Genomic DNA, 22,356 nt, shown 5'->3' with positions numbered 1-22,356 from the left:
GGATAGCTTGTGACCAGGTGAAATGGGGAGGACCACGGGTGGCGGAAATCGACTTCGACCGGGAGGTTTCCCGGATGTCGGAGCAGGTCGAGCGCGCTGAAGAAAGAACGGCGGCGCAGCTCGCGAAGGTCGGCAGGGTGACCGGTGCCGCGGAGGCGCCGGACGGCGTGATCCGCGTCGAGGTCAACCCCGGCGGCCTGCTCACCAAGCTCGAACTGAGCGCGCTCGCCCTCCGCGGCGGCTCCGACGCGCTGGCGGCGCAGATCGTGCAGCTCGCCGACCGGGCCACCCGCCGCGCCGGTGACCGCATGTTCAAGACGCTGGCGCCGGTGGTCGGCCAGGGCGGCGAACGGCACCTGCGCTCGCTCGGCTACGAACCGCTGCCCGACGACGAGGACGACCCGTCGTTCCGCGGCTACGGCGGAAGGTGACCATGGACCAGGTCCCGCTCCGCAAGACCACGACCGAGCTGGCCGCCGAGGCCGATGCCCAGCAGGAAGCGTTCGCCCAGGTCGGCGCCATCATGGCGAAGGCGTCCGGCACCGCGCACGACGCCGACGGCACCGTCGAGGTCACCGTCGACGCCAAAGGCAAACTCCGCAAGCTGTGGCTCGCCCCGTCAGCCGTCAACTGGGGCCCCGCGCGGCTCGCCGAGCTCATCCTCGAGGTCACCCAGGTCGCCATGCGCGAGGCCACCCAGGACAGCTACAACAAGGTCGCGCTGCTGCTGGGCGAAGACCTCACCTACGCCATCGAACAGCTCTCCGGCCTCCCCGCACCCGCGCGCGCGGAGAACGACGACCCCGGCATGACCGTCGAGGAGTTCCAGCGCCAGCGCGAACTGCGCCTGCGCTCCACCCAGCGCGGCACCCCGTCACCGTCCGTGGCCGCCGCCCCGGAAGAAGACGACTGGGAAAGCTTCGACCCCGCCACCCTGCGCTCGGACCGCTGAACCGGCACCCCCGGGTTCGAACCCGGGGCAGCCGTCAGGTATGGTTTCCCTACACGCGGTGCTGAGTTCACCTCCACCGCGAACTGAATACGGGGCTATGGCGCAGCTGGTAGCGCACCTCACTGGCAGTGAGGGGGTCAGGGGTTCGAGTCCCCTTAGCTCCACCCGAGTTGTGTTCGGTGGCGCTGGCGCGCCACCTTCCCGGTGTCCCGTCTCGTTGTGGGGGCCGAGCCCCCACACTCCCACGGTGCGAGCTCCTCGCGTTGGCGAGCGCTGGGCGCGTTGGTCTTGTACCAGCGGGTCGGCTTGGTTCGTACGCTGGCACGTTAGGTCCACCCGATTGGCCTGATCCTGCTCGGTGCTTCGCACCTTCGCCGGGGTCGGGTGGTGTTGTTTCTGGGGCCGAGCCCCAGACCCCACGGTGCGAGCTTCGTCCGACCCAGCGTGGCCCGGTTTGGTCCGGACCAGCGCCGGTTGGCGGTTCGTATGCTGACACGTTAGGTCCACATTTCTACAGACCCGTTGGTATGGGCTTTTTCCCATGTCAGCGGGTCTTTTTCGTTGCACCGTAATTTCGTCCATTGTGGATTGTTCTTCAGTTACTGTTCAGTAGGTGGAGCAAAACTGGAGCAGTGCGGGGTTCCGTTCGAAATGGGGGCACGAAAACACGTTCACCCGCTCACAGCCGGCTGCGTCCAGGAGCCGCCTGGCGCGTTCGGTGACGTCGGAGTCGATGTCGACCGTGGTGACCTGCCCATCGGGTTCGGCCGGCCACGGCCTGCTCCAACATTCCGGCCTACAACTGCGGGGAGGACACCGTGCTGATCGGCACGCCATGCTCGTCCCGCTTCATGCACCGCGTCGCGGGACTTGTACGCCTCCGCCGGTGTCGCCTCGGGGGTGAACAGGTGCCGGTGCACGTCGTCGAACACGGCGGCGACCCGATCGCTGCGGATGGTCCCCATCGCCCACAATTCGGCGATCATCGCCTTCCGCAACTCGGCGTGGCCCCGGCCGCGCGGGCGGCATCGGTGTCGGTGTGTCCAGGTGTGCTCATCCGTTCCTCTCGAAAACCCTTGTCCCGCATCATGTCCGCGCTGACGCCGGGGGGGGGGGGGGGGGGGGATACTTGGCTCGGTCTTGTGCCGGCGATCGCCAGCCGGGAGGTTTGCACCGTATCGAGGTGAGCGCCCTCCGGCGAGCTGCCGCGCGGGCGCCACGGGCCGGAGCCGATGCCGTCCGACTCGATCAGCCCCGGGCGGTACGTCGTCGCCGATGAGCTGCTGGTGAGCCGTCTCCCACACGGTGCACTCGCTGTGCCGCCACCGGGGCGAGCAGCGTGCGCACCGACCACGGGAATCGGGAGCGTCCATGGCACCTGCCACGGGCCGTTCCGCTCATTCCGGAATCTGTGTCGTCGATCGGTGGCGGTGAAGGAGTGGTCGGCGAGGTCGCTTTGGTGTCGTCGTGCGGTCCCGGTTGCGCCGGCGTGTGGGGGTCGTACTGGTTGCTGCGCGGGGCCGTGTGGTGGAGGGCCGCTGCCGAGCCGACGCATCGCCTCGCCGCTCGGTAGCGGCCTTCGGGGCGCGGTTGGTGGCCGATTTCGGCTCGCTTGTCAGGCACGCCACCGCACGCCCAGGTGCAGTGGCAAGACCTGCCGTGTCGGCTCGATGCACTCGGCTGGCTCGACGATCTGGGTCGTCCAGCCCGCGTGCTGAACTGCATGGGCCTGCGCGTCGAGGAGTCCTGCGCTCGGCGCCAGCAGGCACGCCTGAGCCGTGACGAGGCCGCCAGCAGCGGCCGGCGCACAGTAGACACTTGGCTTCCGATCACGGCTGGACCGAAAGCCAAGTGTGGCAACGCATCCGGGCGTCTGGCGTGCCGTACCATCCGGCCTACGACCAGGGCATGACCCGAGGCTGCGGAGGCCTCTGCGTACGCGGCGGTCAGAACCACTGGCTGCGCACCCGCCGAGTCTTCGTGGCTATATATCCAGCCGGACCTCATGGCCGCCGTCCGCCAGCTCGCACGCCAGGCACCGACACCGCGCGGCCCCGGCAACTGAACGGTCGCTCCAGCTCCGCCGTACTGCCGCACTGGCACGCAACCAGTGTCTTTAGCGACGAGTCGCGCGCTGATCGAGCAAAACAACCAACAGCGCCAGCAAGTCGAACGCGCCTATGCCGAAAGCCGCCGCCTCCAAGTATCGGCTAGGTCAGGCTCCCTCGACTCCATCGGATGACCGATGCTGTCCGGCTCCGCGGGCGGATCGAGTGCTGGCCGACGTAATCACTACCACGTGTAGCCGCCGGTAGCTGCCGGGCCAAGTCTCAAACGCACTGTCATGTCGAGGAGCGCGCTCTTGTCGTAGGGCTGTGGCCGGTTTCAACGCCGAAGCGTGCCGCGCGTCGCCGAAGTTGACGCTAGGGCTGCGGAGTTCGCTCCCGCTGCTGTCAGGTCAACCTCGGCGACAGCGTGGCCGGGCTCCTCGCGCCAGGCATGTGTCCTATGCCCTGGTTATCGGGCCTCACACGGTGAACAGCCCCCAGTATGCGGCCCAGGGAAGGAAGGCGGCCACGCTGACGAGCAGCAGGCCGCGTTGGATCGGGGCGTGCCGCCAGCCCCGGGCGGCGAGGCCGGCGGCGACCACCGCACCGACTGCGTCGAGTTGTAGCAACAGCCAGGACGGCGGCCGGCCGAGGATGGTGGTGTCCACCTCGGTCGCGCCGGTGGCCACCACGAAGAGCGCGTAGCAGACCGTGCCGATGACTGCGGTGAGGACGCCGAGGACGGCCCACCGGGCTGGCCACCGGCCCGGTGGGCGTGCTCTTGTGCCGCGCAGCCGGCGGGCGGCCGCGCAGGCCGGGTAGGCCAGGAGACCGGCCACCATCAGCGCTAGCAGGGCTGCTTGCGTGATCGGGCCCTCGTACCAGGAGAGGGGCTCGGTCGGCGAACTGGCCAGGGCCTGGGCGGGCGGCGGGTCCGCGCTGGCCGGTGGCGCGCCGTGCGCCGGCCCGTTGACCCACGTCGTGACCAGGTTGACGAAGCCGGGGGCGAAATCGGGGCCGTGCGCGTTGTCGAACCCGTCCGTGCTGCGTCGCATGGTGTGGTTGGCCCCACCGACCACACGCAGGGTGTAATGCTGGTTGCCGCCCCGGTCCAGCGCCGCGCGGAACAGGTCCAGGCTCTCCCCCGGAGGCATGGAGCGGTCGTACTCGCCGAACACGACCAGCAGCGGCTGCCGGACGCGCGTCAGCGTCGCGATCGGGTCATTGGCGGTGTCGCCGAACAGGCCCGCCGAGATGAGCATCCGGCTGGCGTTCAACCCGATCGGGCCGACCAGGCCGTCGGTGACCCCGGCGTGCGCCAGATAGGTCCGGTCGCTCCACAGCTGCGTCCGGTCCGACGGCAGGGCGCTGGCCCCGACGGTGACCACGAAGCCGACGTCGGCGGACTTCGCGGCGGCCAGCGGGGCGACCCAGCCGCCCTCGCTGTGCCCCCAGACCCCGACCTCCGACGGGTTGACGTCCGGCCTGGTCCGCAGCAGTTCGACCCCGGTCACGGCGTCGTCCGCCAGCGCCGCGTACGAGCTGGTCGCCCGGGAATAGTCGGCGCGTTTGTCATAGATCAACACCACGATCCCGGCTCTGGCGAACGCCTCGGCCTCCGGCCGGTAGGAATCCCGGCCGCGCGGCCCCGCTCCGGCGACCAGCACCATTCCCGGATGGCCCGTCCCGCCGGCCGGGGCGACGATGGCGCCGCGCAGTCCCTGGTAGTTGACTTCGGTGTTGGTGATGCCATCGGCCGCGATGGCGGGCGGGGCTGATGACATCGGCGAGGCCAACGCCATCAGCAGCCCGGCCGTTAAGCAGACGGATTTGCATGTGGGCAGCACGAAGTGCTCTCCTGTCTTCGGAAGTGACCGCATTGCTTCCAATCGGCTGGGCCGTCGAGTTGCCGCTCGGCGGCCCAGCATCCTTTTCGTTAGGTGTCCGCCTCCTCGGGGTCGGGGAATGCGATGAAGCGGGTTTGCACGGTGCGCACCCCGGCCGGGGTGTCCTCCGCAGACCGCTGGAACCGCTTGAGGAGGCTGAGGTATCCCTCGAAGAACTCGGCCAGCTCATCAAGGCTGACCCGGATCGAGCCCCGCGAGTAGGGCAGTGCGTCCGCCCACGGGCCCAGCCGCTGCCTTGCCTCCAGGAACGCGCCGAAGGTCTCCAGATCCTCGGTCAACCACAACTGGTTCAGCTGCTCGACCGCCGCCCGCAGGTCGGGTCCTTGCTCACTGAGCTGGGGGAAGCGCAGGCCGTTGCCTGAACGCCGCCACCAGCGTTCCCTCCCTTTGGCCCGCTCAGGCACCTCGTTGACCAGGCCATGACTGGCGAGCACCCGCAGGTTGTAGCTGGTGCCCCCGGTGGTCACGCCGAGCCGGGCGGCCAGCGTCGTCGACGTGGCCTCGCCGAGCAGCTCCAGCTCACGCAGGATGCGCTGCCGCAGAGGGTTGGCCAGCGCCTTGGCCACAGCGAGATCGACAACGTCCTCGGACACATTTACACGATAATCAGTGCATCACTTCTCGTGCAACCAGCTTCCGACCGCTGACGTCCACACCGGCTCGGGCTGCCCAGGCAGAGGCCGCTGTCGAGCGCCACAGCCGCAACGAGGCGGTGCGAAGTTCGGTGAGGTCATGGACGACCTGATCGAGGGCTGACGATGGTCATCCCCTTCGGGCACAACACCGCCTCGAACCTGAAACAGTGACCGGTCGTGCGGTTTGACGCGGCCCGTTACCGGGACACGGGTCCTGCGGGAACGCCCTGAATTGCCGGCCGGTGGGGCAGCCGCACTTCGGTGGGATCGTGGAGCGGCTGATCGGCACGATGATGCGGCTGGTGCACGACAAAGTGCCGGGCGCCACCGTCTCCAACACCGTCCAGCGCGGGGATTACGACAGCGACGGCAAGGCCGTGCGGGCTGTGACCGGGCCGAATCGCCAGGCCGGTGCCACCCTGGATCCGTTCGTCCACGAGCGACCGAAATGGGCCAGACAGTCGTCCAGTTCCTCCAGCAACCAGCCATCTCGCAGGTACGGCCGGACACCGGCCGTCCTTGCCCCATGCCGCCGAGGCCCACCGGCGGCCTGCGGAATCGAGCAACCCGATCCAGAACAGATTGCCGGGCGCGTGAGGGCCGCGGCCCAAGCTGGGGAACCGGGAGGCGGGACTCCACAGCCGCCAGACGTGATCGAAGCGTAGTTCCAGCGCCATCTTCGTGCTGCTCATCGCTTCGACGCCGACGGCGAGCGCGCCCAGCGCCACCCGCTCGACGACATGCTTGACCTGCTGCCCTTTCGTCTCTGCCACGGGCTGAACCGTAAGCCGGGACCGGGCTCAGCTGAGCTGCCTGCGATTGGATCGCGTTCATTCTGGAACAGAGCCGTCGTCGGCGGCGCCAGGAACCTCGAAGAAGGGAAGCGCGTCGAGGACATCGGGGACATACTCGACGAGTGCTAGGCGGACCAGGTCGATGCTGCCGTCGATAACGTTGTAGGTGACCTGGAAGGTTAGGAGCGCCAGGCGGATGAAGTGCACGCGGACTTGTCCCGGCGTGATGGTCGGTTCGAGCACCGTGAGCTCGTCGACCTCGTTCGACAAGTAGGCGGCGACGTCCGACTCGGTCATCACGCCCTCGAGCACGACGAACGCGGGCTGAATCATCTCGCGGGTGATCGTGTCGTTGACGAGCGGCGTAATCGGGGCGCCGACCTGCGTTCTCGCGGTTTCCTCGATGTCGCGGACGAGCACATCGCCGATCCCGATCGCGGGCAGAGCAGCGTCGTCGAATGGGGTCGGGATGTCCGCGCTCGGGATGGCGCTGCCGATCAGGTTCTCGCAGATCTTGTCGATCCGATCCGTCAACAGGTCCAGGTTGGGCGGTGCCGGTCGGTGACGAGGCGGCCGGTTCGGAGGTGTCGCGAGCGCGTTGAGGGCCTCGCCGCACACCTCGTGCAGGTCGCGCAGCGTGGGAAAGATGGTCGCGACGGCGTGCTCGAACGCGCCGTGGACCTGGGCGATCGCGTCGGGCTGCTGTGTCACGTCATCGAGCAAGTCGCCTGTGGACAGCAGAACGATACGCCGCGCTCTGTTGCGCACGGCCTGGTCACCAGCCAGGTATTTGGAGTTCGAATACTCCAAATTTTGGGGCAACTGAAAAGGGTGCCATGCCGCGACATGTGATCGTCATCGGCGCCGGGACCTGGGGGCGGCCGCTGGAGCTGAATCCTCGCGCCGAGGCCCCGGTGCGTTCGCCCGCACTGTCGCGGTAGGGCTGGTGTGGTATCTCGCGTCGCAAAACCTGCCCCGGATTGATCTCTTCGCGCCCCGGTCACCTTCATGATCGCGCGCATCTGACACGGGCGCCTGTTCCGGACAGCGGTTCACTTGGTGGAATGCTGATGACCGGGATGAGTCGCTCCGCAGGACGGCGGCGGTGGAAGAATGCCGCTTCTCGTGTGGATCGTGGAGATGCCCAGCTGGGCTGGTGCGTTGGCCGGGCGGGACGCCGTCGTCCGTGCCCTGGTGCGCACTCGGACGCGTTCGCTGCTGCGGGCCGCAAGAGCAGAACATTCTGGCTCATGGTCACCGGTGACCATGGCCTTGTTCCGTTTCGACGGCCCGGTAGGCCGTTCTGGATCCGGGCCAGGAGTGCGCATGTTGCTGGAAGCGGAAACTGGTTACCGCAATGATGATCTTTTCGAGCGAACCCGGTGAACCAAGGCTTGAATACAATTCATGGTTCACGACGATGACCCAGTGGATGTACGCGAGGTTCCCTGAACTGAGCGCCCGGAACAGCCAGGACGTTTAGCATCCACCGGGGGACCGCGAGGATGGTGAAACGGGAGCGTGCTGAGGTGTGGAAACAGAAAAATGTCGGCGACGCGGTGGAAGTGATTGTCACGGGCAGGTGTGCTGGCGGCAGTTGGAATCACGCGTGTGTTCTGCGTTGGTGTTGTATCGGTTCGCGTGGTGGTGTCGCGGCGGTGCTGTCAGGTTCGTGTGGCGTGGCGCGTTGAGTGCGATCGCGTGGGGGTGAGCCGACGATAGGGATGGTGTGTTGAGTGGGCGCTGCGGTGGGTTCCGTCTGTGGCGGAGGTGGTCAGCGGGGCGGGTGGATGAGGACGGTGTGGGCGGAGGCCAGCGGGGGCGGGGGCGTGGTCACGACCTGCGCCGGGGTGGGACGGGGGCGCGCGGCGCGGTCGGAAATACGGAGCAGGAGCGCGACTAGGAGGTAGTTGGCCAGCAGCGAGGAGCCGCCCGCGGACAGGAAGGGCATGGTCATGCCGGTGAGCGGGATGAGGCCGGTGACACCGCCGACGACGACGAAGACCTGGAATGCCATCGCGAAGGAAAGCCCCGCGGCGAGCAGTTTGCCGAACGAGTCGGTGACCGCCAGCCCGGCGCGCAGGCCGCGGCTGACCAGGAGCAGGTAGGTCACCAGGATCGCGGCGAGACCGGCCAGGCCGAGTTCTTCGGCCAGCGAGGAAGTGATGAAGTCGGTGTCGGCGAACGGTACCGCCGCCGGATGGCCGAGGCCGAGCCCGGTTCCGGTGATGCCACCGGTGCCGATTCCGAAGAGCCCTTGGGCCAGTTGGTATCCCGACGTGTCGTAGTACTGGAACGGGTCCAGCCAGATCCGCACTCGGGTCTGCACGTGTGCGAACAGGTAGTAGGCCGTGATCGCGCCGGCCGTGAAGCAGCCGAGCCCGATCAGGAACCAGGACAGCCGCCCGGTCGCGACGTAGAGCATGGTGAGCAGGACGCCGAAGAACAGCAGTGACGCGCCCAGTTCCTTTTCCAGCGCGAGCACGCCGACGGAGACGCCCCAGGCGAGCAGGAGTGGCGCGAGGTCCCGGATCCGGGGGACGGTCATGCCGAGCACGCGGGTGCCCGCGGTGGTGAACAGTTCTCGCTTCGCGACCAGGTACCCCGCCGCGAACACGATCACGAGCAGTTTCGCGAACTCGCCGGGCTGGATCGACGCCGGGCCCAGTTTCAGCCACAGTTTCGCGCCGTTGACCTCGGACAGGCTGCTGGGCAGGACCCCGGGCAGCACGAGCAGGATCAGCCCGGCCGCGCCGGCGCTGTAGCGGTAGCGCGCGAGCCGCCGGTGGTCGCGCACGCGCCAGAGCACGACGGCGAACAGCGCCAGCCCGGCCGCGGTGAACGCCAGTTGTTTGACCGCTTCGGGAGTAGGCGCTGGTTTCCCGGCGTCGGCGGCGGTGGCAGCGGAGCTCAGATCCAGCCGGTGGATCATCACCAGGCCGAGTCCGTTGAGGACGGTGACGCAGGCCAGGATCAGCGGGTCCGCGGCGGGCACCAGCCGGCGTACCGCCGTGTGCGCGAGCCCGATCAGCACGAGGTAGCCGCCGCAGAGGAGCAGGGCGTCCGAGTCGACCCGGTGCTTCGCGTTCAGGTCGGTGATGAGCATTCCGCCCCAGACCGACATCAGCGCGAGAACCAGGACGGTCATTTCGGCACGGCGGGAACGAATTGATGTCGGTTGCCCGGGGAGTCGGGAATCCATCGGACCAGAACAGCACCATTGTTGTGCCCTCCCGGTGAGGTCGATCTTCGACGCAGATCGTCGTCACTCGGCGGGGTGGCATAGCTCGCAGAACGAACGAACCTGCTTTCTGTTTCTCAGCGTCCTCACAGCGATCGGCGGGCAAGGTGTCCCGTGTCCTGCTGGGGTGGTCTGTCAAACATGATGTTGTCGAGGAAGAACGCGCTCTTATGGTCATGATCAGGCGTCGGCGTGCCCGCGATTTTGATGGGTTCCTGTTTCGCGCCGCGGCCAGGACCGGGTGCCGAACGCGACAAAAGCCTCGCGCTGGCGCACAATGTCTGACGATAACCCCAACGTCGGTGGCAGGCACTGTTTCACCTCCGCGATGCGCGGGTAGGCCCGAGGCGCCCTTTTTCCCGATCGACCGGAGCGAACTCGGCCGCACGAAGGCCACCCATCTCGACGGACCGAGAACCCGAACCACAGCACCCGACAGCGCCAGGAACCTCTTGTGCCGTACCGCGCCCCCTCCTGCCGCGACGCCGGACGCCACTTGGGTCGCGGCCGATCGCGGTCCGAGCCCGACCGCGATCGGGCGCAGCCGTTCGCCCAACGCGAGGTGCTGCTCCACGTTCCCGGGCGGCGACTGCGGCGGGTGTGTTGGCGTCTGGCCGCCCGCGCGGAAGGAGCTGGTCAGCAGCTCGTGCGCGAGCACGCCGTCAACGGTCGCACCGATGCCCAGCGCACGGCGGAGGTCCAGGATCGCCCGTCCCGGGCCACGACTGAACAGCGAGTATTCCATCTGCACATCCGAGATCAGGTGCACTGCGTGGACTACCTCGCGCCCGGCTCGGCCGGGGTGGGGGCCGCCGCCGCTGGGTGCAGCTGGCAGGGCTGCGCGTAGGCCGGCCGACGTTCCTCTGTCTGTGGTGTATTGGGAGGTGGTGTGCGGTGGCGGGGTTGGTGTTGACGCTTGTCGCGGATGGGTGTCGGTGTTCGGTAGTTGCCTGCTGGTAGCCGGTGGGGAGAGGACAGGGACTGCGCATGGCGTCGGATGACCGGACAGGTGAGGGTGCCGGGGCGGAGTCGGCCCGGGAGGCGTTGGTGGCGCGGCTGGACCAGGTCGAGCGGCTGCTCGCCGGCGGCGCGCGGCTGGGGAGGGTATCGCAGAACTTCGTCGGCGGGCGGTCACGGTGGCCGGTGGCGGTCGCCGTGGTGGTCGCGATCGGGTTGCAACTGGTCTTGCCGGATCGTTTCGCCGCGGGGCATCGCGCGGTGCCGGCGTTCGAGATGGTGCTGTTGATCGCGCTGGTCGCGGCGAATCCGCTCACCGACCGTCGGAGGGCCCGGTGGCTGCGCCGGGCGATGGTGGTGTTCACGGCGATCATCACCGGCACCAACGCGTGGTCGGCGGTGCGGCTGGTCCAGCAGATCGTCGAGGGCAAGCAACAGGACGCACTGATCCTGCTGACCTCGGGCGCGGCGATCTGGGTGACGAACGTGATCGTTTTCGGGCTGTGGTACTGGCAGTTCGACCGGGGTGGGCCCCTGTCCAGGCTCGCGGGCGCGCAGCCGTACCCGGACTTCTCCTTCCCACAACGGCAAAACCCGCAGGAGGCGCCCGCGGGCTGGGAACCGGCATTCATCGATTACCTGTACCTGTCCTACACCAACGCGACGGCGTTCAGTCCGACCGACGTCATGCCGTTCACCGGCCGGGCCAAGTTCGTCATGATGGTGCAGTCCGCGGTTTCCCTGGTCACCGTCGCACTGGTGATCGCCAGGGCAATCGGCCTGTTCAAATAGCCCAAGCGCGCCCCGGCAGAGGAGGTCGTTCGACCCACGCGAACCATCTGCTCTCCGTTAAAGAGGAGCAACGGGCGAAACAACGATTTCTTCATAATTCGCCAACGGCGGGTGGAAGCCGGAATCGTGCGACTTCCCCGGGGATTCCATGACGATCCCGCTGAACCGCTTCGCTGCCCTGATCGCTGACGGCCTGGCTCGCCTGCGCAGGTACGCGGGTTCGCCTGTCACACCGCTGTCGCGCCATCTTCCCGATGTCCCGTCTCGTTGTGGGGGCTGAGCCCCCCACAACGAGACGGTGCGAGCTCCTCGACCTGACGGGCGCTGGGCGCGTTGGTTTTGGACCAGCAGGTCGGGTTGGTTCTTGTGTTGGCAGGTCAGGTCCACAGTGCGACAGACCCGTCAGTATGGGATTCCCTATGTCGGCGGGTCTTTTTGCCGCACCGTAATTGTGTCCATTGTGGATCGCGCTTCAGCCAACCGCTGGAAAGGCAACGACGCCCCGGCCGCGCTGACCTTGGGCGGTCGGCCCGGCGGGGTGTGTTGCGGGGTCAGCTCACCGCCGGCCCGATGTTGCCGAGGCGTACCGGGCCGTCGATGGCGCCTGGCCAGTCTGCGCTGAGCCCGCCGCCGGCGGGCAGGGTGAACGAGATCTTCGAGACCGGGACCGGATCGGACGACTTCGCCGGTGTCGAGATGTAGGCGATGCCGGGGTGCTGCTCGTCGATGGTGTAAGGCTGCGCCGAGCCCGGTTCCGGGGTGATCACCGGCATGTCCCGGATCGTGTCGCCGTTGTAGAAGGTCAGGCCTGACGGTGCGCCCTGGATCTGGCAGGACACCCCCGGCTTCGCCTCGAGTTCGAGCGCGAACAGCCGGCCGTCGTCCGGTGCCTGGTTCTCGGTCACCGAGGCGTTCAGCTGGCCAGGAACGCAAAAGGGATAGTCGCTGGACGCTGCGGTGGCCGTCCCCGCGGTGGCCAGCGCACTCCCGCCGACCAGTGCGCTGAGCGCGGTGACGGTGGCGGTGCGGCGGAACTTCGACGTGATGGCCATGTGGTGCCTCCTGATCTATGTGGCCTCCTTGATCATGAAGACGCGTGGCGACGGCTGAGGATGGTTGTGGCCGAGCGGAGGTGAGATCACCGACAGCGCACAACCCCAGCCGCTCCGGGTTGTCAGATCCCGGGGAGAAGCGGGGCGACGTCGAAGATTCGCATGAAGATCGGCGAAGTAGTGACGGCGACCGGCACCACGATCACCGCACTGGCCCACCATCGGCCCGGCGCGGCGAACGAGTTCCGGGTAGACATCAAGCCGGTCAGGGGCTGCGATGGTGGGGTAGACGCCGGTGTGCTCAGCTCCTTCGCGACGTTCCCGAGAACGCCTTGAGGCCGGGCACTACCGGTTTCTCCGGCCGGATCGGAATCCATTGTGGACGGTGCTGGTCCGGTCTCGCCGTCATCGGTTGGCGGCGGGTTCGTGCCAGGCCAGGTCGGCGCCGAGTGCCGCGGTGAGGCGGGTCATCGTTTGGCGGGCGGCTTCGTCGTTCGCGTGCTCGGGCAGCCAGGCGCAGGCGAGGTAGGCGGCGGCGACCTCGGCGTTGGCGCAGGCGGTGGCCAGGCAGTCTTCGATTTGGGCGAGGGAAGGGCCGGGGCCGGAGGGGAAACGCGCGCCGGGCAGCTCCGCGCCGTCGATGACGTCGATGTCGAGGTGGAGGTAGACGGGGACCGGTCCGAGCTGGTCGAGGGCGGCGGTGATCGCGGCGGGATCGGCGGGCACGCGGCGGACCTGGCTGGTGGTGAGGGCGTCGCCCTCGGCGGGGTCGACGTCGCGGGAGTCGGCGAGCACGACGCTGGTGTCGGGGACGGGGCGCAGGTCGAGCGTGTCGTCGAAGAGGCCGGGCGTGCGGCCGGTCAGCATGGCCAGCGCCATGCCGCCGAGGTAGCCGCTGGTCGAGATGGCGGGGGTGTTGAAGTCGCCGTGGGCGTCCAGCCACAGCACGGCCACGTCGTAGTGGCGGCGTTGCAGCCCGGCCACCACGGCCCGTGCCGTGGGGCAGTCGCCGGAGAGCACCAAGGGCCGGGCGGCCTGCTCGACCGTGTCGAAGGCGGCGCGGTGGAGCAGGCTCATCCGGGCGGGGACGGGGCCGTCGGGGAGGGCAGGGGGGACGACTTCGGTCGCGGTGGCGGGGATCGGGAAGGCCGGGATGCGCTCGTCGAGGTGCCAGGGCGTGACGATCGGGTCCCATGCGCGGTCAGCCACGGGGTGTCTCACTTTCGTTTCCGGTGGGCGAGGAGGTCGAGCAGCCGCCGCAGTTCGGCGGCGCCGGTTCGCAGGTGCGCGGTGAGCTCCGCCCTGGCTTCTTCGGGGCTGCCGTGCAACGCCTCCAGTAGCCGGCGGTGGTCGTCCGCGGTGCGGCCGAGTTCACGGCGGGAGTGTTCGGCCAGCGCCAGTGCGAGGCGCTGTTCTTGCTGGAGCTGCCCGTGGAAGCGGCGCAGCCGGGGGCTGCCGGTGGCCGCGACCAGGGTGGCGTGGAAGAGCCGGTCCCCGTCGAGCGCGGCGACGGGGTCATCGCGCTCGAAGGCGTGTTCTATCTCGCCGACCAGGTCGGCCAGGTTCTGGTAGAGCACCGGATCCCGGTGCTCGGTGAGGGCGTCGGCCGCGGCCAGCTCCACCGGGAGGCGGGCGGCGTAGATGTCGGCCACATCCTCCCCGGTCACGTCCGCGACGACGATGCCACGGTTCATCTGGTAGTGGACCAGGCCCTCGCTTTCGAGGGTCCGTGCGGCCTCGCGGAGGGTGCTGCGGGAGACCCCGAGCTCGGCGGCGACGGCGGCTTCGCGCAGCGGAGTCCCCGACGGCAGCCGACCGGACAAGATCGCCTGCCGGACAGCTTCGGCGGTCTGCTCGGTCGTGCTCCGCCGCTGGATGCCCGCGCCAAGACCGTCGATCGGGTCCGCCACGGTCACCACCCCCTTGCCGGAAACTTGGCCTGACGGGAGCTAAATTGCCATATTGTCCGGCAATCTGGCAAGACCTGGTGACCGCGTTCGGTTCCCCGCGATGACCAGGGCAGCCATGCGCCACCACAGCGTTGCCAAGGCGAGCTCGCGCAGACTCGCCGCCCGAGGCTCGCGGGATGGGCGCGGTCCAGGTGGGGGAAGGCTGCTGGAGATGGACATTCGACTGCTGGGGCCGGTCGAGGTGTTTTCGGGACGGGATCGGGTGCCGACGGGGCGGCGGCAGTTGCGGGCGGTGCTGGCGGCGCTCGCGGCCGACGCTCCTCGGCTGGTACCGACGACGGTCCTGATCGATCGGGTGTGGGGCGAGGATCCACCGGCGCGGGTGCGGCAGGCGGTGTGGACCCGCGTCGCCGACGTCCGCAGGGTTCTTGGTGGCGGGGCGGAACCGCGGGTGCTGTGGCGGCCGAGCGGGTACCTGCTGCGGGTCGAGCCCGACCAGGTGGATCTGCACCGCTTTCGCGGGCTCACCGGTGCCGCCCGGCGTCCCGGCTGCCCCGACACCGAGCGGGTCGCGCTGCTGGCCGCCGCCCTGGAACTGTGGCAAGGCCCGCCCTTGGCGGGACTGCGCGGGGAATGGGTGGAGCGGCAGCGCGAGAGCTGGCAGCTGGAACGGCTGGACGCGGCGATCGCCTGGGCACGGGCGTCGTCGCGCATCGGCCAGCACACCGCGGTCATCCCGGTGTTGCGAGCCCTGATCGAGGACCACCCGTACGCGGAACCGGTCGCCGCGGAGCTGACCAGGGCGCTGTTCGCCGACAACCGGAATGGTGAGGCGATCGCCGAGTGCCAGGCCGCCTGCGACCGCCTGTACCGGAAGCTCGGGGTCACCCCGGGCCGCGAGCTGCGCGCTCTGCACCGCGCGCTGCTCACCGGTGAGCAGCTGCCCGAACCCGCGGCGCAGCCCGGGGCGAAGCCGCTGGTCGTACCGGCGCAGCTCACGGCGGACGTGGCGGCGTTCGCCGGTCGCGGCGGGGAACTCGCGCGCTTGGACGGGATGCTCGCCGAGACCGCCGAGGTCGTGATCATCGCGGTGTCCGGCGCCGCGGGCGTGGGGAAGAGCGCGTTCGCGGTGCATTGGGCCCATCGTGTCCGCGACCGGTTCCCGGACGGGAACCTGTACGTGGACCTGCGCGGGTCCGATCGGGAACGGCAGGCGCTGGATCCCGCGGAGGCGACCCGGCTGTGCCTCGACGCCCTCGGCGTGCCCGCCGAGCGCGTGCCTGCCGAGCTGGACGCCCGGACCGCGCTCTACCGGAGCTTGCTCGCCGGGCGGCGGATGCTCGTCGTGCTGGACGACGCCGTGGACAGCGCGCAGGTACGGCCGTTGCTGCCGGGCACGTCGGGCTGCGTCGTCGTGGTGTCCAGCCGCGCCACGTTGACCGGCCTGATCGCCGCGCACGGTGCCAGGGTGCTCGCGCTGGGGCCGCTTTCCCGTGCCGAGGCACGGGAGTTGCTGGACGCCCGCCTCGGTGGCGCGCGAACCGGGGCCGAGCCCGCGGCGGTCGCCGACATCATCACCGCCTGCGCGTGTTCGCCGCTGGCGCTGGCGACCGCGGCCACCAGGGCGGTGATCGAGCCGCGGTTGCGGCTGAGCGTCTTGGCCGGTGAGCTGACCCGCTCACCGTCGTAGCCGGGGTGCGCTCGGCCGAGAGCCGAGCACACCCCGGTGGTGGAACGGTGTCAGCCGAGGGACTCCCAGTTGATGGTCGACACGGGAACTCCAGGACAGGTCAGGCGGAAGTTGTAGGTGTTCACCGCCCGCAGCGGGCCGCTGTTGATCCGCGCTCCGTTCGAGCAGATCAGGAAGACCTGGGCCACACCGGAATTGACCCGGCAGGAGAAGTTGACGACCTGGAACGGGGACACGGAGGAGTAGTTGCAGCTGAAGACCGCGGCGGGGGCGGCCATTCCGTCGGTGCGGGCGGCGGTGTGCCAGCTCCCGGCCGCCGGCGTGCCCGCCGCGACCGTGGTGACCGGGTGCGCCGGTGCCGCGGTGGCCGCGGCCGGTGCCACCGCGAAGGCGGCGGCGAGCAGCAGAGCCAGTGCGAGCAACGGTTTCAGGACGAAAGCGGTGGTGGAGCCGGTCCCGGTGATTCGACGCATGTTCGTTCCCCTCGTTGTCAGAAGACGTGATCCCGCGTCGGGATGTGGACCGGCCCAGGATCGGACTCCGCCCTGTGCGCCAGGCTCACCGCAGCCTTACCGGCGGCACGGCGAAATTGAATCACGAGAATTGTCGCCGATTTCGTTATTGCTGGCCGGTCCCGGCGATCACCGCCGACTCGCGTGTATCTTCGGGTGTTCGGCAAGGGGGCTTCCATGGCAGTGGAGTTCTGTCTGCTCGGCAATATCGAGGCTCGCCTCGACGGGGAGTCGATCAATGTCGGCTACGCGCAACTGCGCTCGATTCTGGCGCTGCTGCTCATCGACGTGAATCGCATCGTCGCGGTCGACCGGCTGGTGGACCGGGTGTGGGGGAGCAGGCGGCTGCCGCGCCGTCCCCGTGCCGCCGTCCAGCACGGCGTCACCCAGCTTCGCAACGCGTTGGCTCCGGTACCGGGTGTCGCGATCATGTGGCAGGACAACGGTTACCGCATCACCGCGGAGCCGGAAACCGTGGACCTGCACCGGTTCCAGCAGCTGATCGCCCGTGCCCACACCACCCGCGACGACCGGCGCGTGGCCGCGTTGTTCGACGAAGCCCTGCGGCTTTGGCGCGGCGAACCGTTCGCGGGATTGGACACCCCGTGGCTGACCGCCTGTCGCGCGACGCTCGCCCACCAGCGCCATGCCGCCCAGCTCGATCTCACCGATGTCCTGCTCCGCCAAGGCAAGCACGCCGAACTGCTGCCCGGCCTCTTCGACCGGGCCGGGGCCGAACCGCTGGACGAACGGCTGGCGGGACAGCTGATGCTCGCGCTCTACCGCGCCGGTCAGGCCGCCCGCGCCCTCGACCACTACGAGCGCATCCGAAGGCGGTTGGCCGACGAACTCGGCACCGACCCGAGCCCGCCGCTGCGGCGGCTGCACCACCGGATCCTCGCCGCGGATCCTGGGCTTTCCGCGTGCACCACCGCTTCACCGGTCTCCCGGGTTCCGCTGCCGCGCCACCTGCCCGCCGCGCCGAGGTTGTTCACCGGGCGGTGCGACGATCTCGCCCACCTCACCGCTTCACTGACCGAAACGGGCAACGCGGTTCCGCTCGCCGTGATCAGCGGTGCCGGTGGCATCGGCAAAACGTGGCTGGCGCTGCACTGGGCTCATCAGCACCTCGATCGGTTCCCGGACGGGCAGTTGTATGTGAACCTTCGCGGATTCGATCCCAGCGGGGAGCCGATGCCGACGGTGACCGCGTTGCGGGGATTCCTCGACGCCCTCGGTATCGCGATCGAGGAACTCCCGCGGGAATGGGACGCGCAGATCGGGTTGTACCGCAGCGTGGTCGCCGACAAACGAATGGTGATCGTACTCGACAATGCGCGCGACACCGACCAGATCGCCCCGCTGCTCCCGGGAAGCCCGGCGTGCACCGTGCTGGTCACCAGCCGCAACCGGCTGGACGGCCTGGTCACCGGGCACGGCGCTCGTTCCCTGACCCTCGACGTGTTGACGGAGAACGAGTCGCGGCAGCTCCTCGCCCGGCACTTCCACTGGAACCGGATCGCCGCCGACCCCGACGCGATGGCCGAACTGCTCGGCTACTGCGCTGGTCTTCCGCTGGCGGTCAGCGTCGTGGCCGCCCATGCCAGTCACCATCCCCAGTTCCCGCTCGCGGTACTGGCCGCCCAACTGCGCGACCAGAGCGGCAGGCTCGCCGCACTGGACACCGCCGACGCCTCCGCCAGCCTGCGAGCCGTGCTGTCGTGGTCCTACCACGCGTTGTCCGCCGAAGCCGCCACCGCGTACGGGTTGGTCAGCCTGGCGTGCGGGCCGGACATCAGCCTGCCCGCCGCGGCCAGCCTGCTCGCGCTCCCCACCACGAGCACGCTCACCATCCTTCGCGAACTGGAGCACGCTTCGCTGGTGCAGCAACACGATCCGGGGCGTTTCCGCATGCACGACCTGATCCGCCTGTACGCCGCGCAGCGGGCGGAACGGGATCTGCCCGAGCCGGTGCGCTCGCGCGCGTTGCGCCGCCTCGTCGACTTCTACCTGCACACCGCGTTCACCGGCGACCGCCTGCTGCAGCCGCTGCTGCCGCCGATCCAGCTCCCCGAACCCCGCGACGGCTACCAGCCCCACCACCTGGAAGACCAGCAGACCGCGTTGGCCTGGTTCACCACCGAACACCTCAACCTGCTTGCCGCCCAACGGCTCACCTCGGCGCAGGGCTGGGCGGCCGCGAGCTGGCAGCTCGCCTGGCTGCTGACCACGTTCCTGTACCGGCAGGGACGTTTCCACGCCGCGCTCGCGACCTGGCAGGCGGGGCAGGAGGCCGCGAACGAGCTGGACGACCCGTCCCTGCACGCCGGAACGCACCAGCTCCTCGGCGCGATCTTCGCCGAACTGGGCCGGTACCCGGAAGCACTCCACCACCTCACGCTCGCCGAGCAGCGTGACGACCTTCCCGCGCAGGCGTACACCCATCACACACTGGGATGGTCGTGGTCGCTGCGGGGCGACGATCGGCGGGCGCTCGAGCACGCCGCCCGCGCGCTGGGCCTTTACCGCACGCTCGGCATGCCTGCCGGGGAAACCAGGGAACTCACCGTGACGGGCTGGTACCGGGCGCGGCTCGGTGACTTCGCGGAAGCCCGCACCCAAACCGAAACCGCGTTGGCTTTGGCCCGCCACCACCAGCTCCGGGAGGACGAGGGGCTGGCCATCGCGATCCTCGGGTTCATCGCCCAGCACACCGGACGGCACCGCGACGCCGTGACCTGCTTTCACGAGGCCCGTTCCGTGCTGCACGAGGCGGGTAACACCTACTACGAGGGCACCGTTCTCGACGCGCAAGGGGAAACGTACCTCGCGCTCGGCGAATCCGAATCCGCGCGCGGGGCGTGGGAGCAGGCGCTGGAGCTCTTTCACGTCCAAGGGCGCGCGAACGACGCAGACCGGGTTCGTCAACACTTGTCGGGCCTCGGCGAGGCGGATTCGTGACTTCGGGTGTTGAGCGGCTCGTCCGGGCCTGTCATGATCGGGAACCCGTGATGCCGGTCAGCCGCGTCCGAGGGGTGTCGTGCGAGAGTCGTGGAAAGGCGTGCTCGCCACGATCGCCGGGGTGGTGCTGCGCAAACTGGCCAAGAGCGAGCGATCGTGGCTGGCCGTCGCGGCACTGGTCCTGGTCAACCTCCTGCCGGTCGCGGCCGTGCTCTGGCGCGGCTGGCAACCGGGCGACGTGCTCACGGTCTACTGGCTGGAGAGCATCGCGATCGGGTTCTGGACGTGTGTCAAGATCCGGACCGCCCGCGGACCCGAGCGCACATCCCCGTTCCGCAATCCCAACGGGTCTCCCCTCGAGCCGACAGTTCCGCGGTTCGCCTTCCTCTTCGGTTTCTTCGTGTTCGTCCACGGTGGACTGATCGGGGGTCTCTGCGGGGCGGCGACCATGCGGTGGTACGGCAGGCTTCTCGACGGCGTGTTCTGGTTGCTGGGAGCGCGCTCTCCCGGCAGCGTTCTCGACACCCTGGGCGAAAACCGTTCCGCGATCGCGGCTTCTCCCGCGGGGTACTGGGGAATGCTGGTGGTGTTCTTGGCCAGTCAGGGCTTCGCGTATCGGCAGGATTGGGTGCGAGGACGGGACCGGGACCGGGTCGGCCGTACCGACGTCCGGGATTCCGCGCTGTGGCGGACGCTGGTCCTGCAGTTCACCCTGATCGCCGGGTTCTTCCTCCTCGGTGTCACCGGGCAGCCGATCGCGGTCGCGCTCCTGCTCATCGCCTTCAAGGTCGTTCTGGACGTGGCGATGTACTTCGTCCGTCGTGCGCGGTCCACCGGGACTGGTCAAAGTGGACGGTGACGAGTCAGGCGTCCGCACCGTCTGACGGGACTGGTTCAGCCGCTCAGCGCTTCGAGCAACCGGGCCCGGAATTCGTCGACGTCGGCCGCGCGAACGATCGTCGCGGGCCGTCGATCGCCGGTACCCGCGGTTGTTTCACCGCGGCGGTCGCCGTCGAGCGCGACCAGCACCGGTGCGCTGTGGTGGTCGGTGGCGACGCGCCGGTCGAGCAGGACGGCGGCCGCGAGCGCGTCGTGCATCCTCAGCCGCGGCCCTTTCTTGCCGCGGGCCGCCAGCAGCCCGAGCGCGGCGGCCGCCTTCATCTTCAGCCGCGGTGCCGCCGAGACGAGCGCCCGCAGCCAGGATCGCGTGGCGATCGCGTTCCGGGTGACGTCGAGCGGAACCACCGTGAGGGCGAACCCGGCGGCGAACACCTCCTCGGCGGCCTCCGGATCGTGGTGGACGTTGGCCTCCGCGTGCTCGGTGATGTTGCCGCCGTCGAAGCTCCCGCCCATGACGACGACCCTGCGGAGCAGCCGGGGCAGGTCCGGGGCGAGGCGGAGCGCGTTCGCGATGTTGGTCAGCGGGCCGAGGGTGAGCAGGTCGAGGGCGCCGGCGTGCTCCTTGGCGAGCGCCACGATCTGCTCCGCGGCCGGGCTCGGCGCGGGCGTGCGGCGGCGGGGGCGGCCGAGGGCCCGGCGGAGCAGGTCGTTCGGGTGGGACAGGTGCAGCGGCTGGGCGAGCGGTGCGGACGCGCCGACGGCGACCGGTGTCGTGTGGTCGCCGAGCACTTCGAGCAGCCGAGCCGAGTTGGCCGCCGCCTCGCCCGAGGTCACGTTGCCGTGCACGGAGCTGATGCCGACGAGTTCGACCCCCGGGGATCGCGCGAGCAACACGATGGCGAGCGCGTCGTCGAGGCCGCCGTCGGTGTCGACGACGATCGGGGCCGGGTGGTGATCGGGCATGGGTCTCCGTAGGTCGATTTTACCGGAACGAGCCGACGATCGGGGAATCGTCGAGTGCGACGGCGACTTGTTCGAGCCAGGACGTTTCGGCGTCGATGTCGGGCGCCGAGTGCGCGGGTGGCGGCGGCGGTGTGTCGGACGGTCGCGTGGAACCGGTGTGGTTGCGCGGTGCGGCGATGATCGCGCACGCCTCGACGGCGGCAGCGCGTCCTTCGCCCGCGAGGCACTGGACAATCGCCGCACCCGGATGACGGCGACGACACCGAGCCCGAACGCGAGCGCGTAGGACATGAGCGCGGCGGACACGGATTCCTGCGTTCGGGTCAGCCGAAGACGGCTTCGACTTCACGGGCCAGCGAACTGGCCCCGCGGGCGGCCGGTCGATCACGGGCGATCCGCGCCAGGACGAGCCGCGCGGTCAGCTCCGCTTCCTGCTCCTCACCGGGCAGGTTCACGCGGTCGAGCAGGTGGGCGAAGGCGGCGGGGGCCAGATCGGGCGCACGCCGCTGAGCCTCTTCCTCGGACAGGACGCACCGGCCGCGGTGCTCGGCGATCATGTGCGCGAGCTCGTGCGGGATGATCGCGTCCTGGTGCACGGAAGTCGTGTTCGCGCAGAAGGCGATGACGTCGTGGTCGTGGTGGGCGCGCCACGCGCCCGAGCTTTCCCCCGGCGTCCACTGGACCGCGCAGAGGTCGATCGGCCTGCCGCGATGCCGTTCGAGCCGGTCGACGAACTCGTTGATGTCCCACGGGGCGGGGAGGCCGATGCTCCTGACGAGGCCACGCACGCGCCGGTGGCACTGGCGGCGTAGCTGGGCGGACTCCACGTCTCGTGTCCCTTCCGGCCATCCCTCGGTGCGAGGGACGCTCAGCCGTGAGCACCACGGAGCGGTGACGACGAGCATCCCCTCGTGATCGCGCGGAGCTGCGCGTTGATCTCCTCGGTGACCGTGTCGTCGGCGAAGTACCCGATCGGGACGCCGAAGAAGTCGGCGAGCGCCCGCACGGCGTTGATCCCGGGGTTTTCGCGCTTGCCGGTGGCGAGCTGTTGTTTACAGCCGGTCGGAAGCTTCAGGTGGTGCTTCACCACTCGCACGTCCCG

Annotated in this window: 20 protein-coding genes and 1 tRNA gene; 8 read left to right on the top strand and 13 right to left on the bottom strand. The window is 69.3% G+C overall.

The features are described from left to right. The first annotated feature begins 38 nt into the window (after window positions 1–38). From HUW46_RS12120 to HUW46_RS12110, 3 genes are all read left to right on the top strand, one after another. Window positions 39–431 carry a YbaB/EbfC family DNA-binding protein gene (locus tag HUW46_RS12120; RefSeq protein ID WP_254126088.1) on the top strand — a complete coding sequence of 131 codons (393 nt, stop codon included), beginning with the start codon at window positions 39–41 and terminating at the stop codon, window positions 429–431. Window positions 432–433: 2 nt separating this feature from the next. Next, entirely contained in the window at window positions 434–952 is a 519-nt protein-coding gene (locus HUW46_RS12115) for a YbaB/EbfC family nucleoid-associated protein (RefSeq protein WP_215547379.1), read from the top strand. Between the two features lie 91 nt (window positions 953–1,043). Continuing rightward, window positions 1,044–1,116 (top strand) — tRNA-Ala (locus tag HUW46_RS12110). Between the two features lie 2,363 nt (window positions 1,117–3,479). Here HUW46_RS12110 and HUW46_RS12105 read toward each other — a convergent pair. The 5 genes from HUW46_RS12105 to HUW46_RS12085 form a co-directional block, all read right to left on the bottom strand. Then, window positions 3,480–4,784, bottom strand: coding sequence for an alpha/beta hydrolase family protein (locus HUW46_RS12105; protein WP_215547378.1), 1,305 nt, complete (start codon window positions 4,782–4,784; stop codon window positions 3,480–3,482). A gap of 152 nt (window positions 4,785–4,936) precedes the next feature. After that, window positions 4,937–5,500, bottom strand: a complete 564-nt coding sequence (locus HUW46_RS12100) for a winged helix-turn-helix domain-containing protein (RefSeq protein WP_215547377.1) — start codon at window positions 5,498–5,500, stop codon at window positions 4,937–4,939. Between the two features lie 239 nt (window positions 5,501–5,739). Beyond that, on the bottom strand, window positions 5,740–6,315 hold the full coding sequence (locus tag HUW46_RS12095) for a hypothetical protein (RefSeq protein WP_215547376.1): 576 nt from the start codon (window positions 6,313–6,315) through the stop codon (window positions 5,740–5,742). 57 nt (window positions 6,316–6,372) lie between these two features. Further along, entirely contained in the window at window positions 6,373–7,104 is a 732-nt protein-coding gene (locus HUW46_RS12090; protein WP_215547375.1) for a hypothetical protein, read from the bottom strand. Between the two features lie 1,006 nt (window positions 7,105–8,110). Beyond that, window positions 8,111–9,484: an FtsW/RodA/SpoVE family cell cycle protein gene (locus tag HUW46_RS12085; protein WP_254126086.1), complete on the bottom strand. Its 1,374-nt coding sequence runs from the start codon at window positions 9,482–9,484 to the stop codon at window positions 8,111–8,113. Window positions 9,485–10,564: 1,080 nt separating this feature from the next. Between HUW46_RS12085 and HUW46_RS12080 the strand changes: the two genes are divergently transcribed. Then, a complete protein-coding gene (locus HUW46_RS12080) occupies window positions 10,565–11,326 on the top strand; it encodes a hypothetical protein (RefSeq protein WP_254126084.1) in 762 nt (253 codons plus the stop codon). Between the two features lie 551 nt (window positions 11,327–11,877). Here the strand turns inward: HUW46_RS12080 and HUW46_RS12075 are convergent. Then, window positions 11,878–12,378: a hypothetical protein gene (locus tag HUW46_RS12075; RefSeq protein WP_215547373.1), complete on the bottom strand. Its 501-nt coding sequence runs from the start codon at window positions 12,376–12,378 to the stop codon at window positions 11,878–11,880. A gap of 162 nt (window positions 12,379–12,540) precedes the next feature. Here HUW46_RS12075 and HUW46_RS12070 point away from each other — a divergent pair, with 162 nt between their 5' ends. Next, on the top strand, window positions 12,541–12,714 hold the full coding sequence (locus HUW46_RS12070; RefSeq protein WP_215547372.1) for a hypothetical protein: 174 nt from the start codon (window positions 12,541–12,543) through the stop codon (window positions 12,712–12,714). Between the two features lie 69 nt (window positions 12,715–12,783). Here the strand turns inward: HUW46_RS12070 and HUW46_RS12065 are convergent, their stop codons facing one another. Further along, complete coding sequence (locus HUW46_RS12065; protein ID WP_215547371.1) at window positions 12,784–13,587, bottom strand: arginase family protein; 804 nt, start codon at window positions 13,585–13,587, stop codon at window positions 12,784–12,786. Window positions 13,588–13,595: 8 nt separating this feature from the next. After that, window positions 13,596–14,288: a GntR family transcriptional regulator gene (locus HUW46_RS12060; protein WP_215547370.1), complete on the bottom strand. Its 693-nt coding sequence runs from the start codon at window positions 14,286–14,288 to the stop codon at window positions 13,596–13,598. Between the two features lie 211 nt (window positions 14,289–14,499). Between HUW46_RS12060 and HUW46_RS12055 the strand changes: the two genes are divergently transcribed. Next, window positions 14,500–15,978: an AfsR/SARP family transcriptional regulator gene (locus HUW46_RS12055; protein WP_215547369.1), complete on the top strand. Its 1,479-nt coding sequence runs from the start codon at window positions 14,500–14,502 to the stop codon at window positions 15,976–15,978. Between the two features lie 50 nt (window positions 15,979–16,028). Here HUW46_RS12055 and HUW46_RS12050 read toward each other — a convergent pair whose 3' ends face one another. Continuing rightward, window positions 16,029–16,451, bottom strand: a complete 423-nt coding sequence (locus HUW46_RS12050; protein WP_215547368.1) for a hypothetical protein — start codon at window positions 16,449–16,451, stop codon at window positions 16,029–16,031. 216 nt (window positions 16,452–16,667) lie between these two features. Here HUW46_RS12050 and HUW46_RS12045 point away from each other — a divergent pair, with 216 nt between their 5' ends. Next, on the top strand, window positions 16,668–19,451 hold the full coding sequence (locus HUW46_RS12045; RefSeq protein ID WP_215547367.1) for an AfsR/SARP family transcriptional regulator: 2,784 nt from the start codon (window positions 16,668–16,670) through the stop codon (window positions 19,449–19,451). Between the two features lie 79 nt (window positions 19,452–19,530). Further along, window positions 19,531–20,310 (top strand): DUF6498-containing protein, encoded by a 780-nt coding sequence (locus tag HUW46_RS12040; RefSeq protein ID WP_215547366.1) that lies wholly within the window; start codon window positions 19,531–19,533, stop codon window positions 20,308–20,310. Window positions 20,311–20,345: 35 nt separating this feature from the next. On the opposite strand, the gene HUW46_RS12035 is transcribed toward HUW46_RS12040, so the two are convergent. The 4 genes from HUW46_RS12035 to HUW46_RS12025 are packed head-to-tail and all read right to left on the bottom strand — an operon-like array spanning window position 20,346 to window position 22,341. After that, the gene (locus HUW46_RS12035) at window positions 20,346–21,254 is read right to left on the bottom strand and encodes a nucleoside hydrolase (RefSeq protein WP_215547365.1); all 909 of its coding nucleotides are present in this window, start codon (window positions 21,252–21,254) and stop codon (window positions 20,346–20,348) included. A gap of 19 nt (window positions 21,255–21,273) precedes the next feature. Next, window positions 21,274–21,603, bottom strand: coding sequence for a DUF6545 domain-containing protein (locus tag HUW46_RS49035; protein WP_442860927.1), 330 nt, complete (start codon window positions 21,601–21,603; stop codon window positions 21,274–21,276). Next, window positions 21,578–22,081: a hypothetical protein gene (locus HUW46_RS12030; RefSeq protein WP_254126082.1), complete on the bottom strand. Its 504-nt coding sequence runs from the start codon at window positions 22,079–22,081 to the stop codon at window positions 21,578–21,580. The genes HUW46_RS49035 and HUW46_RS12030 overlap by 26 nt, the downstream gene beginning before the upstream one ends. A 41-nt stretch (window positions 22,082–22,122) precedes the next feature. Next, window positions 22,123–22,341 (bottom strand): hypothetical protein, encoded by a 219-nt coding sequence (locus HUW46_RS12025; RefSeq protein WP_215547364.1) that lies wholly within the window; start codon window positions 22,339–22,341, stop codon window positions 22,123–22,125. Window positions 22,342–22,356 lie beyond the last annotated feature (15 nt).

Origin of the sequence: Amycolatopsis sp. CA-230715, from assembly GCF_018736145.1 — a bacterium.
Taxonomy (GTDB): Bacteria; Actinomycetota; Actinomycetes; order Mycobacteriales; family Pseudonocardiaceae; genus Amycolatopsis.
Note: the sequence above shows the minus strand (reverse complement) of the source record. Positions and strands in the feature narration are given on the sequence as shown.